Origin of the sequence: Anaeromyxobacter dehalogenans 2CP-C (assembly GCF_000013385.1) — a bacterium.
In the GTDB taxonomy this organism is placed as follows: domain Bacteria; phylum Myxococcota; class Myxococcia; order Myxococcales; family Anaeromyxobacteraceae; genus Anaeromyxobacter; species Anaeromyxobacter dehalogenans_B.
In genome coordinates, this window is sequence record NC_007760.1 from 911,376 (window position 1) to 924,497 (window position 13,122).

A 13,122-nucleotide genomic window follows, 5' to 3' on the forward strand; every position below is an offset into this window, starting at 1 on the left:
CGGAAGCACGAAGCCCCTGCCGTCGCGAGGACGGCAGGGGCTTTCTTCTGACGGGGCTGCGCCCCGGCGGCTCGCTTCGCTCGCGTGCGATCCCCGGATCGCGAGCGGCGCTACGCCGGCTCGGGCACCGGCTTCGGCGCCGGCGCGAGCACCGTCAGCACGAGCTTCGCGCCCTCGGCGTCCACGTCCACGCGGACCGTGCCGCCGGCGGCGAGGTCGCCGAACAGGATGCGCTCGGCGAGCGGCTTCTTCAGCTCGTTCTGGATGAGCCGCGCCATGGGGCGGGCGCCCATCTTGCGGTCGAAGCCGTGCTCGGCGAGCCAGGCGCGGCCCTCGGCGGTCAGCTCGATGCGGACCTTCTTCTCCGCGAGCTGCCCCTCCAGCTCCTTCACCATCTTGTCCACCACCCGCAGGATCACCTCGGGGGCGAGCGAGTCGAACGCCACCCACGCGTCGAGCCGGTTGCGGAACTCGGGCGTGAAGGTGCGCTCGATGGCGTTGCGCGCGTTGCCCGGGTCGGACTGGTCGGTCCCGAAGCCCACGCGGCGGGCGGCCAGCTCGTGCGCGCCGGCGTTGGTGGTCATCACCAGCACCACGTGGCGGAAGTCGGCCTTGCGCCCGTTGTTGTCGGTGAGCGTGGCGTGGTCCATCACCTGGAGCAGCAGGTTGTAGATGTCCGGGTGGGCCTTCTCGATCTCGTCGAGCAGCAGCACCGCGTACGGCGTCTTGCGGATCGCGTCGGTGAGCAGGCCGCCCTGGTCGAAGCCCACGTAGCCGGGGGGCGCGCCGATGAGCCGGGAGACGGTGTGCTTCTCCTGGTACTCGGTCATGTCGAAGCGCAGGAACTCGACCCCGAGGATGCGGGCGAGCTGCTTCGCCAGCTCGGTCTTGCCGACGCCGGTGGGCCCGGAGAACAGGAAGCTGCCGATGGGCTTCTCGGGCGAGGCGAGGCCGGAGCGCGAGAGCTTGATGGCGCTGGCGATGGCCTCGATGGCCTGGTCCTGCCCGTAGATGACCTTCCTCAGCTCGGGCACCAGGCTCCGGAGCTGCGCCTGGTCGTCCGCCGACACGGTGCGCTCGGGGATCTTGGCGATCTTCGCCACCACCCGCTCCACGTCACGGCCGGTGATGCGGCGGTGCCGCCGCGCCTCGGGGCGCATCCGGTCGCGCGCGCCGGCCTCGTCGAGCACGTCGATGGCCTTGTCCGGCAGCTGCCGGTCGTTGATGTGCTTCGCCGACAGCTCGGCGGCGGCCCGGAGCGCGCGCGGCGTGTACTCGACGCCGTGGTGCTCCTCGTAGACCTTCTTCAGGCCGCGCAGGATCTTGACCGTGTCCTCGACCGACGGCTCGTGGACCTCGATCTTCTGGAAGCGGCGGGCCAGCGCGTGGTCGCGCTCGAACGTCTGCTTGTAGTCGTGGAACGTGGTCGAGCCGATGCAGCGCAGCTCGCCCGAGGCGAGCGCCGGCTTGAGCAGGTTCGACGCGTCCATCGAGGAGCCGGTGGTGGCGCCGGCGCCGACGATGGTGTGGATCTCGTCGATGAAGAGGATCGCGTGCGGGGTCTTCTTCACCCCGGCGATGACGCCCTTCAGCCGCTGCTCGAACTCGCCGCGGAACTTGGTGCCGGCGAGCAGCGCGCCCATGTCGAGCGAGTAGATCGCCGCCTTCTCCAGCACCGCCGGGACCTTCTTCTCGTGGATGCGGAGCGCCAGCCCCTCCACGATCGCCGTCTTGCCCACGCCCGGCTCGCCCACGAACACCGGGTTGTTCTTGCGGCGGCGGCAGAGCACCTGGATGGTCCGCTCGATCTCGGCGTCGCGGCCGATGAGCGGGTCGATGTGGCCCTGCGCGGCGCGCTCGACCAGGTTCACCGTGAACGTGCGGAACGGGTCCTTCACCGGGCGCGGCGCGCCCTCCTCGCCCTCGCCCTCGCCCTCTGCGCCGCCCGAAGACTCGTCGCCGTCCTTGGCCACGCCGTGGGAGATGTACTGGAGGATGTCGAGCCGGCGGACGCCCTGCTTCTCGAGCAGGTAGACCGCGTGCGAGCCGCGCTCGCGGGTGATGGCGACGAGCACGTCGCCGGCGTTCAGCTCGGTGCGGCCCGACCCCTGGACGTGCCAGGCGGCGCGCTGCAGCACGCGCTGGAAGGCGGCGGTCTGCTCGGGATCCTGGCCGGCGGCCACCGACTCGAGCGTCCGGTCGAGGTACTCCTCCAGCTCGCGCTCGAGCAGCTTCAGGTCGGCGCCGCAGGCGAGCAGCACCTCCGACGCGACCTTGTCCTTGGTCATGGCGTGGAGCAGGTGCTCCAGCGTCACGTACTCGTGGCGCCTCCGGCGGGCCTCGCCCACCGCGGCCTGGAGGGTCTGCTGCAGCTCCTTGGACACCGTCACCATCGCTACTCCGGCTCGATCGTCACGAGCAGCGGGTATTCCGCCTCGCGCGCCAGGTCCAACGTCTTCCGCGCCTTGGTCTCGGCGATCTCGTAGGGATAGATACCGGCGACCCCCACCCCGTGCATGTGAACGTGGAGCATGATCCGGTGGGCGGACTCGGGGTCGTGGTTGAAGACCGTCATCAGGACGTAATCGACGAACTCCTGCGTCGTGTAATGGTCGTTGTGCAGCAGTACCTTGTACAGCGGCGGGCGCTTCGTCTCCCGCTCCGCGCGCGTCTTGGGGACGACGACGTCCGTATCGCCCCCGGGACGGGTTCGCTCAGCCATGGCCGTCCATTCTAATGCGTCCGGCGGGGCCGGCGCGCACCCGGAGGCCCCTGCGCGCGGCCCGAGGGCTCCCCCGCAGGACCGAGCCGGCTGCTCGCCTTCTGCGGCGACCTCGCCTAGAGGTGGGGAATGCACGCCCTTCTCCTCGCCCTCGTGGCCGCGGCGGGCGCCGCGACCGCCCCGCTCGACCTCGCCCCGGTCCCGGGCCTCCCCAACCTGCTCCAGCTCGGCGTCCCCGAGGTCCCCCCGGAGGTGTCCGCCCGGCTCGAGCAGTACGAGAACGCGCGCGCCGCGGTCCTCCGCGACGTGTCGGCGGACGGCCGGGCCATGCTGGTCACGACGCGGTTCGGCAGCACCGCCCAGCTCCACCTCGTCGCGGCGCCGCTGGGCACGCGCGAGCAGCTCACGTTCGGCGACGAGCCGGTGTCCGACGCCGCGTTCCTGCCCGGCCGGCCGGACAGCCTGCTCTACCTCCAGGACGAGGGCGGCGGCGAGTTCTTCCAGCTCTACCGGCTCGACCGGCGCACCGGCCGCTCGGAGCTGCTCACCGACGGCAGGAGCCGCCACGGGGACCTGGTGGTGTCGCCCGACGGGCGGCGCTTCGCGTACTCGGGCACCGGCCGCAACGGCAAGGACGCGGACGTGTACGTGGCGGAGACCGACCGTCCCGCCGCCGCGCGGCGCGCGGTGGAGGCGGAGGGGAGCTGGTCGCCGCTCGACTTCTCGCGCGACGGGCGCCGGCTGCTGGTGCGCCGCTACCGCGCCGCCTCCGACGCCGACCTCGAGCTGGTGGACCTCGCGACGGGCGCGCGGACGCCGCTGCTCGCCGGCAAGGGCTCGGTCGGCGGGGCCGCCTTCTCGGCCGACGGCCGGCACGTGTACGCCATCACCGATCGCGGCGCCGATCACGCCGCGCTCGTCCGGGTGGACCTGGCGCACCCGGCCGCGCCGCCGCGCCCGGTGGCGCCCGGGGTGGCTTGGGACGTGGAGCAGGTGGTGGTGGCGCGCGACGGGACGGTGGCCTTCACCGCGAACGCGGACGGCGTCTCGCTGCTCCACGCGGTGGACCCGCGCACCGGCCGGCTGCGCGGCGTGCCGCTGCCCGGCCGCGGGGTCGCGACGCTCCGCTTCCCGCCGGGCCGGAGCGACCTGCTCGCGGTGGGGCTGGTGAGCGCCACCTCGCCGTGGGACGCCTGGACGGTCGAGCTCCGCGGCGGCAAGGCGGTGCGCTGGACGCGCTCGGAGGTGGGCGGCCTCGATCCGGCGGGCTTCGTGGAGCCGGAGCTGGTCCGCTACCCGACCACCGGCGGGGCCGAGGTGCCGGCGTTCCTGTACCGGCCGCGCGGCGGCGGGCGGGCGCCGGTGGTCGTGAACTGGCACGGCGGGCCCGAGGGCCAGCACCGGCCGGCGTTCAGCCCGATGGTGCAGTTCCTGGTGGCGGAGCTGGGGGTGGCGGTGCTCCAGCCCAACGTGCGCGGGTCGGCGGGCTACGGGAAGGACTGGCTCGCGCTCGACGACGGGGTGCGCCGCGAGGAGGCGCTGAAGGACGTCCCGGCCACGTTCCAGTTCATCGCCTCGCGGCCCGACCTCGACGCGGCGCGCGCGGTGGTGTGGGGCGGCTCCTACGGCGGCTACATGGTGCTCGCCACGCTGACCCTGTTCCCGGGCCTGGCGCGGGCCGGCGTGGACGTGGTGGGCATCTCCTCGCTGCCGAGCTTCCTCGAGAGCACGCAGGCGTACCGGCGCGACCTCCGCCGCGCGGAGTACGGCGACGAGCGCGTGCCGGAGGTGCGGGCGGTGCAGGAGCGGATCTCGCCGCTCGGCCGGGCCGGCGCCATCCGCGTGCCGCTGCTCGTCGTCCAGGGCGCGAACGACCCGCGCGTCCCGCGCTCCGAGGCCGAGCAGATCGTCCGTGCGGTGCGCGCGAACGGGCAGGAGGTCTGGTACGTCCTCGCGCTCGACGAGGGGCACGGCTTCAAGAAGAAGGAGAACCGCGACCACGCCGACGCGGTCACCGTCGCGTTCCTGCAGCGGATGCTGGCCGGCGCGCCGCCCGCCGCGCCGCCGCGCGGCGCCGCCTCGGCCCGCTGACGGCGCCGTCCGGCGGGCCGGCCTAGGACGGCGGGCCCGCCGCCTCGAGCTGCCAGCGCCCGCGCAGCGTCGGCTGCTCGAGCGCGCGGGCGAGCCGCGCCAGGAACTCCGCCCGCGGGACCTCGCGCGCGCCGAAGCGGACCAGGTGCTCGGTGCGGACCTGGCAGTCCACCAGCTCGACGCCCGCCGACCGGAGCCACTCGACCGAGCGCACGAACGCGACCTTGGACGCGTCCGGCGCGTCGGCGAACATCGACTCGCCGAAGAACGCCGCGCCCAGCGAGACGCCGTACAGCCCGCCGGCGAGCGCGTCGCCGTCCCAGGCCTCGAAGGAGTGGGCGAGGCCGAGGCGGTGCAGGCGCACGTACGCTTCCACCATCTCGGCGGTGATCCACGTGCCCTGCTGGCCCGGGCGGTCCCGCTCGGCGCAGCGCCGGATCACCCGCTCGAACGCCTGGTCGGCGCTCACGCGGTAGGTGCCCCGCCGCAGCGTCCGCTGCAGCGAGCGCGGCACGTGCAGCGCCGCGGGGTCGAGCAGCAGGCGCGGGTCCGGCGACCACCACAGGATGGGGCTCTCCGCGTCGAACCAGGGGAAGATCCCCTCGGCGTAGGCGGTCAGGAGCCGCTCCGGCTCGAGGTCGCCGCCCACCGCCAGCAGCCCGTCGGGCTCGGCGAGCGCGGGGTCCGGGAACGCGGGCTCGCGGGGCAGGCGGAAGATGGGCACGCGGGGATTGTAAGCGACCCGCGGCCCGCACCGCGCCCCGGTCAGAAGCGGCCGGAGAACGCCAGCGTGGGCGGCGTCTTGATCACCGGATCGCGCGCCGGGCTCCCCAGCCCGTCGAACGCCACCGGGCGGCGCACCTCGGCGTCCTCGCGCGCGTCCAGGGTCGCGTGCACCGCGCCGAACGCGGCGCCCACGATGATGCCGATGCCGGCCCCCATCGACAGGTCCCGCTCCCAGTGGTCCCAGTCGTTCACGAGCGCGACGCCGGTGCCGACCAGCAGGCCGCCCACGCCGCCGTAGGCGGCGTCCGTGACGATGGTGGCGAGCGGGTTCCGGCGCTCGCGCGCGTACCGGTCCACCACGACCGGCGCGCCGTAGGCCGGCGGCGGGTTCACCACGGTCGTGCTGGAGGGCTGCTCCCCGGAGCCGGTTCCCTGCGGCGGGTTCACCACCACCTGCTGCGACGCCGCGCCGCCGGGCGTGTTGTTGCCGGAGGTCGCGGACGAGGACGAGGACGGGGCCGCGCCCGCCGACGACGGCGCCGAGGCGGGCGCGGACGACGGCGCCGACGACGAGGGCGCCACCCCGGTCCCGCTCGCGGCGGGCGGCGGGGGCGGGTAGGCCGGCGGCGGGCTCGCCTGCTGCGGCGGTGGATAGGCCTGCTGCGGCGGTGGATAGTACGGCGGCGGCTGCTGCGCCGGCGCCTGCGCGCCGGCGGCGCCGGACGCCAGCACTGCGGCGACGATTGCGGATCCCCTGTCGAGCCTCATGGCATCCCCCCCGGGCGCTCGGGCGCCGCGTGCCCAAAGCTGGGGCCTGCCCCCGCCGAGGCGCAAACCCGGCGGGGGCGGGCGGGGGAGGGGCTGCTGCTTCAGGGCCGCATCAGGAATGCAGCTCGACGAACTTCTTGATGGCCTGGCGCACGGACGCCTGCACCTTCGCCGGCACCTCGGGCATCGGCGCCGCCTTGCAGAGCGCGAGCGTGCGCTGGAGGGAGTCGCAGCGCGACTGGCAGGCCGGGCAGCCGGCCAGGTGCTTCTCCATGTCCGCGCACACGTTCGCGCTGATCTCGCCCTCGAGGTGGCGCGAGAAGAGCTGGACGATGTCCGGGCAGGTGACGTCGGGGCCGGCCGCCGGCGCGGGCGCCGCAGGTGCGGCGGGCGCCTCCGGGATCCCGAGCAGCGGCACCAGCGCCTCGCGCACCGCCACCCGTGCCCGGTGCAGCCGGCTCTTCACCGCCTCCACGCTCAGCCCCATGACCTCGGCGACCTCCGGGGCGGAGAGCCCCTCCACGTCCCGGAGCACCAGCACCTCGCGGTACATGGGATCCAGGCGGCCGATGGCCGTCTCGAGGGCCTGCTCGACCTGGCGGCCGGCGAGCGACTCGTCCGGCGTGCGCCCGGGGTCGGCGACCTGCCGGGCCTCGGCCCCCGGCTCGCGCTGGTCGAGCGAGGTCTCCTCGGCCGGCGCGAACTTGGAGCGGCGGCGCTTCTTGATGCAGAAGCTCCGGGCGATCGTGTACATCCAGGTCGAGACCGAAGACGCGCCGCGGAAGTCCTTCACCGTCCGTGCCGCCGCGAGCAGCGTCTCCTGGAGGATGTCCTTCGCGTCCTCCGGATCCCGGCACATCTTGAGGCCAAAGCGGTAGACGCGCCGCTGGTGCCGCGTCAGCAGCTCGTCGAGCGCCCGACGGTCGCCGCTCCGGGCGCGGTCGATGAGGGTGGCGTCGCTGGTTTCCATGGTGTCGCCGTCCTTCCTAGTCCACCCGCGATCCCCTCACAAGCGCGCGGTCGTCGCGGGCCCGGCCGGCGCCGCCGGCGGCGGCGTTCACCGAAGGTGATGCACGCCGGAGCGCGCTCGACCGGCGGGGGCGCCGCGCACCGGCGGCGAAGAGGTTTACGGGTCGGGCAAGGGCCTGGCCCCTTTAGAGACCTTCCGCCAGTCGGAGGCGCCGAACAGTTTACGCCCCGGCGCGGGCCCCGGAACGTGGTGCAGCAGGACACGTCTGCCTCGGGGTCCGCGACCCACTCGATGAGCGCACTGTTCACACCGAGATCCAACGCTCTCTTCCGCCTGATCCTCGTCCTCCTGATCGCCGGCGCCGGCGGGACGGTCGCCGCGTTCATGGTGTACTGGCGCGTGCCGTACGGCACCGGCCAGCAGGAGCAGGTGGCGCAGCCGGTCCAGTTCGACCACCGCCACCACGTCCAGGACGACCTCATCGACTGCCGGTACTGCCACAGCACGGTGGACCGGGCGGCGAGCGCGGGCATCCCGTCCACCGAGCTCTGCCTGAACTGCCACGCGCAGGTCTGGAACAAGAGCCCGCTGCTCGACGTGGTGCGCGCGAGCTGGTTCGCGAACGAGCCCATCCGCTGGATGCGCGTCCACAAGCTCCCGGACTTCGTCTACTTCAACCACTCCATCCACGTGAACAAGGGCGTCGGCTGCGTCGAGTGCCACGGCCGCGTGGACCAGATGGCCGCGATCGAGCAGGTGCAGCCGCTGACGATGGGCTGGTGCCTCGACTGCCACCGAGACCCGTATCCCCGCCTCCGCCCGCCGGAGGAGGTCACCAACATGGCCTGGAAGCCGGACGGTGACCCCGCCGCGATCGGGAGGGAGATCGCGAAGAAGTACGACGTCAAACCCCGCACGAGCTGCTACACATGCCATCGCTAGGGCTTCCCATCTACGGACAGAAGCAGGGCGCGGGTCTCGACGCGCGCCGCTGGCGCAGCGTCGAGGAGGCCGCCGAGGCCAGGGAGGTGCCGCCGGGCGAGTTCCCGGACGACGCCGCCGCGGTCCCGGAGGGCTTCACGCGCCGCGGGTTCCTCCAGGTGCTCGGCGCCTCGGTGGCGCTCGCGGGCCTGGAGGCCTGCAAGCCGCCGCGCGAGAACGTGGTCTCCTACGTCCGGCCGCCGGCCGGCGTGACCCCGAGCCTCCCGAGCGCCTACGCCACCGTCGCCTCGCGCGGCGGCTACGCGGTGGGCCTGGTGGTGACCAGCCACGAGGGCCGGCCCACCAAGATCGAGGGCAACCGCGAGCATCCGTCGAGCCGCGGCGGCAGCGACGCGATGCTGCAGGCCTCGATCCTCGAGCTCTACGATCCGCGCCGGCTGAAGGGCTTCACCCGCGCCGGCCGGCCGCTCGGGCTCGCCACCGTGCTGCGGGAGCTCTCCGCGCTGGCCCGGTCGCACGCGGCGGACGGCGGGGCGCGGCTCCGCTTCCTGGTCGAGCCGACCAGCTCGCCCACCGTGGCCGACCTGCGCCGGCGGATCCTGGAGCGCTTCCCGAAGGCCCGCTTCGACGCGTGGGCGCCGGTGGGGGCCGACGCGGGGCGCGCCGGCGCGGCGCTCGCGTTCGGCAAGCCGCTCGACGCCTCGGCGTCGCTCGCCGACGCGGACGTGATCCTCTCGCTCGAGTCGGACTTCCTCGCGCTCGAGGGCGACAGCCTGCGGCTGGCGCGCGAGTTCGGCGCGCGGCGCACCGCCGAGCGCATGAACCGGCTCTACGTGGCCGAGTCCGCCTACACGGTCACCGGCGGCGCCGCGGACCACCGCTTCCGGATGCGCTCCGCCGACGTGCTCGGGTTCGGGCGCGCGGTCGCCGCGGAGCTCGCGGCGAAGCACGGCCTCTCCCAGCTCGCGCCGCTCGGCGCGCCGGCCGGGGGCGAGCGCGCGAAGGCTGCGGCCGCGGTCGCGGCCGACCTGGCGCGCTCGCGCGGGCGCTCGGTGGTGCTCGCCGGCGACCGGCAGCCCGCCGCGGTGCACGCGCTCGCGGCGGCGCTGAACGACGCGCTCGGCAACGCCGGCAAGACCGTCGCCTACCGCCCCACCGCGCTGCTCGACCCGGCCGCCGGGCCGGACCGGCTGCGCGCGCTCGCGGGCGAGCTCGAGGCCGGCAAGGTGGACGCGCTGGTGGTGACCGCCTGGAACCCGGCGCACACCGCGCCGGCCGACGTCCCGCTGCGCAAGCTGCTCCCGAAGGCCAGGGACACGATCGCGCTCGCGCTCCGCGAGGACGACACGGTCCGGGCGGCGACCTGGAAGATCGCGGCCACCCATCCGCTCGAGGCCTGGGGCGACCTGCGCGCCGCCGACGGCACCGCGTCGATCCAGCAGCCGCTCATCGCGCCGCTGCACGAGTCGATGAGCGAGCTCGAGCTGCTGGCCGCGTTCCTCGACGAGGGCGACCACGGCTCGTGGCGGATCGTGCGCGAGGGCTGGCGGCGCCGCGCCGGCGAGGCCGGGTTCGACGGCCGCTGGGACGGCTGGCTCGCCGCGGGCGTGATCGCGGGCAGCGCCGCCCCGCCCGAGGCCGCGCAGGCCGACCTGGCCCGCGTCGCCGAGGCGGTGCGCGCGGTGCCCGCGCCGGGCGCCGGGCTCGAGCTCGGCTTCGCGGCCGACTACAAGGTGCTCGACGGGCGCTACCTCGAGAACGCCTGGCTCCAGGAGTACCCGCACCCCGTCACCAAGCTGACCTGGGACAACGCCGCGCAGCTCTCGGCCGCGACCGCGAAGCAGCTCGGCGTCGAGTCGGGCGACGTCGTCGAGCTGTCGTGGAAGGGCCGGAAGCTCACCGCGCCGGCGCTCGTGGTCCCGGGCCACGCCGACGGCGCGGTGCTGCTCACGCTCGGCTACGGGCAGGCGGTGGCCGGGCCGGTGGGGAACGGCGTGGGCCACGACGCCTACGCGCTCCGCACCTCCGACGCGCCCTGGTTCGGCGCCGGCGTGGAGGTCCGCAAGACCGGCAAGCGGCACAAGCTCGCCACCACGCAGGAGCACTTCTCGATGCAGGGGCGCGCCATCGCGCTCGCGCTCGACGCGCCCGAGCTCGCCCACGCGAAGCACGAGCTGGACGAGCACCGCGGCCCGCAGCCCACCATCCACGAGCCGGTGGACTACTCGAAGAACGAGTACCGCTGGGGCATGGCCATCGACCTGTCGCGCTGCATCGGCTGCGGCGCGTGCACGGTCGCCTGCCAGGCCGAGAACAACATCCCGGTGGTCGGCAAGGAGCAGGTGCTCCGCAGCCGCGAGATGCACTGGCTGCGGGTGGACCGCTACTTCGAGGGCCCGGTGGAGGATCCCGCCTCCGTCTCCCAGCCGCTCGCGTGCGTGCACTGCGAGGCGGCGCCCTGCGAGTACGTGTGCCCGGTGAACGCCACCGTGCACTCGGAGGAGGGCCTGAACGAGATGGTCTACAACCGGTGCGTCGGGACCCGGTACTGCTCCAACAACTGCCCGTACAAGGTGCGCCGCTTCAACTGGCTCGACTGGCACGGGACGCTCGAGCCGACCGAGAAGATGGTGCACAACCCCGACGTCACCGTCCGCGCGCGCGGCGTGATGGAGAAGTGCACCTACTGCACGCAGCGCATCGAGCACGCGCGCGTGGACGCGCGCACGGGCGGCCGGAAGATCGGCGGGGACGAGGTGGTCTCGGCCTGCCAGCAGGCCTGCCCCACCGAGGCGATCGTCTTCGGCAACCTGAACGATCCCGGCTCGGCGGTGTCGAAGCGGCACGCGGACGCGCGGCGCTACGACCTGCTGCACGAGCTCGGGACCCGGCCGCGCACCGCCTACCTCGTCAAGCTCCGCAACCCGAACCCCGACCTCGCATGACCACCGCGACCAAGACGATCGAGCGCGTCGATCCGCTCGAGACCTCGCCCGTGCTGGTCGGCCGCCCCGACGACCGGGCGCTGACCGACAGCCTGCTCGAGCCGGTGCTGGGGCCGACGAAGAAGGGCTGGCTGGTGATGCTGGTCCTGTTCGGCGGCGGGATGGCCTTCTGGCTCCTGTCGCTCTACATGACCCTGTTCGTCGGCATCGGGGTGTGGGGCAACAACATCCCGGTCGCCTGGGCCTACGACATCACCAACTTCGTGTGGTGGATCGGCATCGGCCACGCCGGCACGCTCATCAGCGCCATCCTGCTGCTGTTCCAGCAGAAGTGGCGGACCTCCATCAACCGCTTCGCGGAGGCGATGACGCTGTTCGCGGTGGCCATGGCCGGCGCGTACCCGGTCATCCACCTCGGGCGCCCTTGGCTGTTCTGGTGGCTCATCCCGTACCCCGCCACCACGCAGCTCTGGCCGAACTTCAAGAGCGCGCTCCCCTGGGACGTGTTCGCGATCTCGACCTACGCCACCGTCTCGTTCCTGTTCTGGTACCTCGGGCTCATCCCCGACCTCGCCACGCTGCGCGACGCGGCCAGGACCCGCGCGCAGCGGGTCGTCTACGGGATCATGTCGTTCGGCTGGCGCGGCTCGGCGCGCCACTGGCAGCACTGGCGGATCGGCTACCTGCTCATGGCCGGCCTGTCCACGCCGCTGGTGGTGTCGGTGCACACCATCGTGTCGTTCGACTTCGCCATCTCGCAGCTGCCGGGCTGGCACACCACCATCTTCCCGCCCTACTTCGTGGCCGGCGCCATCTTCAGCGGCTTCGCGATGGTGATGACGCTGATGATCCCGGCGCGGAAGGTGTTCAAGTTCGAGCACGTCGTCACCGCGCGCCACCTCGACAACATGGCGAAGGTGATCCTCGCGACCGGCCTGATGGTCACCTACGGCTACGTGATGGAGTGGTTCATCGCGTGGTACTCGGGCAGCGAGGCCGAGTGGTTCGCCTTCTACAACCGCGTCGTCGGCGACTACAAGCTCGTCTACGCGATGCAGATCTTCTGCAACGTGGTGGCGCCGCAGGTGTTCTGGGTGCCCGCGCTGCGGCGGAACGTGATGGTGCTGTTCCTCGTCTCCGTGCTGGTGAACTTCGGCATGTGGGCGGAGCGCTTCGTCATCATCGCGGTGACGCTCACCCGCGACTTCATCCCCGGCTCCTGGGCGAACTACACGCCGACCTGGGTGGACTGGGGCCTGCTGTTCGGGTCGATGTCCACCTTCGCCGTCCTGTTCCTGCTGTTCCTGCGCTTCCTGCCGGCGATCCCCATCTCCGAGGTGAAGGAGCTCCGCCGCGAGCTGGAGCACCAGGATCACCACGCCGCGCAGGGCGGGCAGGCGGTGGCGCGGGGCGCGCACGCGGAGCGGGCATGAAGAGCTACGTCCTGGGAGAGTTCGGCGCCGAGGCCGCGCTCCTCGACGCGGCGCGCACGCTGCGCGCGCGCGGCGGGGCCACCCTCGACCTCCACTCGCCGTACCCGCTGCACGGCGCCGAGGAGGCGCTCGGGCTCCGCAAGTCCACGGTGCCCCTGGTGGCGCTGGTGGCCGGGATCACCGGCGCGGTCTCCGGCTACCTGCTGCAGTGGTACACGGTCGGCTACGCCTGGCCGCTCAACGTCGGCAACCGCCCGCCGCACAGCGCGCCCGCGTTCATCCCGGTCACCTTCGAGCTCGGCGTCCTGTTCTCCGCGCTCGCCATCTTCGTGGGCCTGCTCGCCGTCTACTTCGGCTTCCCGCGCGTCCACCACCCGGTGTTCGAGGTGGAGGCGTTCCGCTCCGCCAGCATCGACGGCCTGTGGCTCTCGGCCGAGGTGGAGGCCGGCGACGCCGACGCGGTCGCGGCGGAGCTGCGCCGGCTCGGCGCGCGCCTGGTCTCGGTCGTCCCGGAGGGGAAGTGAG

At 73.5% G+C, this 13,122-nt stretch carries 10 protein-coding genes; 5 read left to right on the forward strand and 5 right to left on the reverse strand.

Annotated features, from left to right (window positions below):
• Positions 1 to 110: 110 nt before the first annotated feature.
• Both clpA and ADEH_RS04050 read right to left on the reverse strand, forming a co-directional pair.
• A complete protein-coding gene (clpA, locus tag ADEH_RS04045) occupies positions 111 to 2,393 on the reverse strand; it encodes an ATP-dependent Clp protease ATP-binding subunit ClpA (RefSeq protein ID WP_011419847.1) in 2,283 nt (760 codons plus the stop codon).
• Between the two features lie 2 nt (positions 2,394 to 2,395).
• Entirely contained in the window at positions 2,396 to 2,722 is a 327-nt protein-coding gene (locus ADEH_RS04050; protein WP_011419848.1) for an ATP-dependent Clp protease adaptor ClpS, read from the reverse strand.
• Positions 2,723 to 2,851: 129 nt separating this feature from the next.
• On the opposite strand from ADEH_RS04050, the gene ADEH_RS04055 reads away from it, so the two are divergent.
• Positions 2,852 to 4,813: a S9 family peptidase gene (locus tag ADEH_RS04055; RefSeq protein ID WP_011419849.1), complete on the forward strand. Its 1,962-nt coding sequence runs from the start codon at positions 2,852 to 2,854 to the stop codon at positions 4,811 to 4,813.
• A 22-nt stretch (positions 4,814 to 4,835) separates the two neighbouring features.
• Here the strand turns inward: ADEH_RS04055 and aat are convergent, their stop codons facing one another.
• From aat to ADEH_RS04070, 3 genes are all read right to left on the reverse strand, one after another.
• Positions 4,836 to 5,537, reverse strand: a complete 702-nt coding sequence (gene aat, locus ADEH_RS04060) for a leucyl/phenylalanyl-tRNA--protein transferase (protein WP_011419850.1) — start codon at positions 5,535 to 5,537, stop codon at positions 4,836 to 4,838.
• Between the two features lie 41 nt (positions 5,538 to 5,578).
• Positions 5,579 to 6,307 carry a hypothetical protein gene (locus tag ADEH_RS04065; protein WP_041453310.1) on the reverse strand — a complete coding sequence of 243 codons (729 nt, stop codon included), beginning with the start codon at positions 6,305 to 6,307 and terminating at the stop codon, positions 5,579 to 5,581.
• A gap of 112 nt (positions 6,308 to 6,419) precedes the next feature.
• Complete coding sequence (locus tag ADEH_RS04070; protein ID WP_011419852.1) at positions 6,420 to 7,277, reverse strand: sigma-70 family RNA polymerase sigma factor; 858 nt, start codon at positions 7,275 to 7,277, stop codon at positions 6,420 to 6,422.
• Between the two features lie 291 nt (positions 7,278 to 7,568).
• Between ADEH_RS04070 and ADEH_RS04075 the strand changes: the two genes are divergently transcribed.
• From ADEH_RS04075 to ADEH_RS04090, 4 genes are read left to right on the forward strand one after another with little or no spacing between them, the layout of a single operon-like run.
• The gene (locus ADEH_RS04075; RefSeq protein ID WP_011419853.1) at positions 7,569 to 8,219 is read left to right on the forward strand and encodes a cytochrome c3 family protein; all 651 of its coding nucleotides are present in this window, start codon (positions 7,569 to 7,571) and stop codon (positions 8,217 to 8,219) included.
• Entirely contained in the window at positions 8,207 to 11,164 is a 2,958-nt protein-coding gene (locus ADEH_RS04080) for a Fe-S-cluster-containing hydrogenase (protein WP_011419854.1), read from the forward strand. Before ADEH_RS04075 ends, ADEH_RS04080 begins: the two co-directional genes overlap by 13 nt.
• A complete protein-coding gene (gene nrfD / locus ADEH_RS04085; RefSeq protein ID WP_011419855.1) occupies positions 11,161 to 12,597 on the forward strand; it encodes an NrfD/PsrC family molybdoenzyme membrane anchor subunit in 1,437 nt (478 codons plus the stop codon). Before ADEH_RS04080 ends, nrfD begins: the two co-directional genes overlap by 4 nt.
• Complete coding sequence (locus tag ADEH_RS04090; protein ID WP_011419856.1) at positions 12,594 to 13,121, forward strand: DUF3341 domain-containing protein; 528 nt, start codon at positions 12,594 to 12,596, stop codon at positions 13,119 to 13,121. Before nrfD ends, ADEH_RS04090 begins: the two co-directional genes overlap by 4 nt.
• The last annotated feature ends 1 nt before the right edge of the window (position 13,122 follow it).

Coding starts and splice junctions, on each gene's coding strand:
- clpA (WP_011419847.1), bottom strand. CDS start 2,393: ATGGTGACGGTGTCCAAGGAGCTGCAGCAGACCCTCCAGGCCGCGGTG.
- ADEH_RS04050 (WP_011419848.1), bottom strand. CDS start 2,722: ATGGCTGAGCGAACCCGTCCCGGGGGCGATACGGACGTCGTCGTCCCC.
- ADEH_RS04055 (WP_011419849.1), top strand. CDS start 2,852: ATGCACGCCCTTCTCCTCGCCCTCGTGGCCGCGGCGGGCGCCGCGACC.
- ADEH_RS04065 (WP_041453310.1), bottom strand. CDS start 6,307: ATGAGGCTCGACAGGGGATCCGCAATCGTCGCCGCAGTGCTGGCGTCC.
- ADEH_RS04070 (WP_011419852.1), bottom strand. CDS start 7,277: ATGGAAACCAGCGACGCCACCCTCATCGACCGCGCCCGGAGCGGCGAC.
- ADEH_RS04075 (WP_011419853.1), top strand. CDS start 7,569: ATGAGCGCACTGTTCACACCGAGATCCAACGCTCTCTTCCGCCTGATC.
- ADEH_RS04080 (WP_011419854.1), top strand. CDS start 8,207: ATGCCATCGCTAGGGCTTCCCATCTACGGACAGAAGCAGGGCGCGGGT.
- nrfD (WP_011419855.1), top strand. CDS start 11,161: ATGACCACCGCGACCAAGACGATCGAGCGCGTCGATCCGCTCGAGACC.
- ADEH_RS04090 (WP_011419856.1), top strand. CDS start 12,594: ATGAAGAGCTACGTCCTGGGAGAGTTCGGCGCCGAGGCCGCGCTCCTC.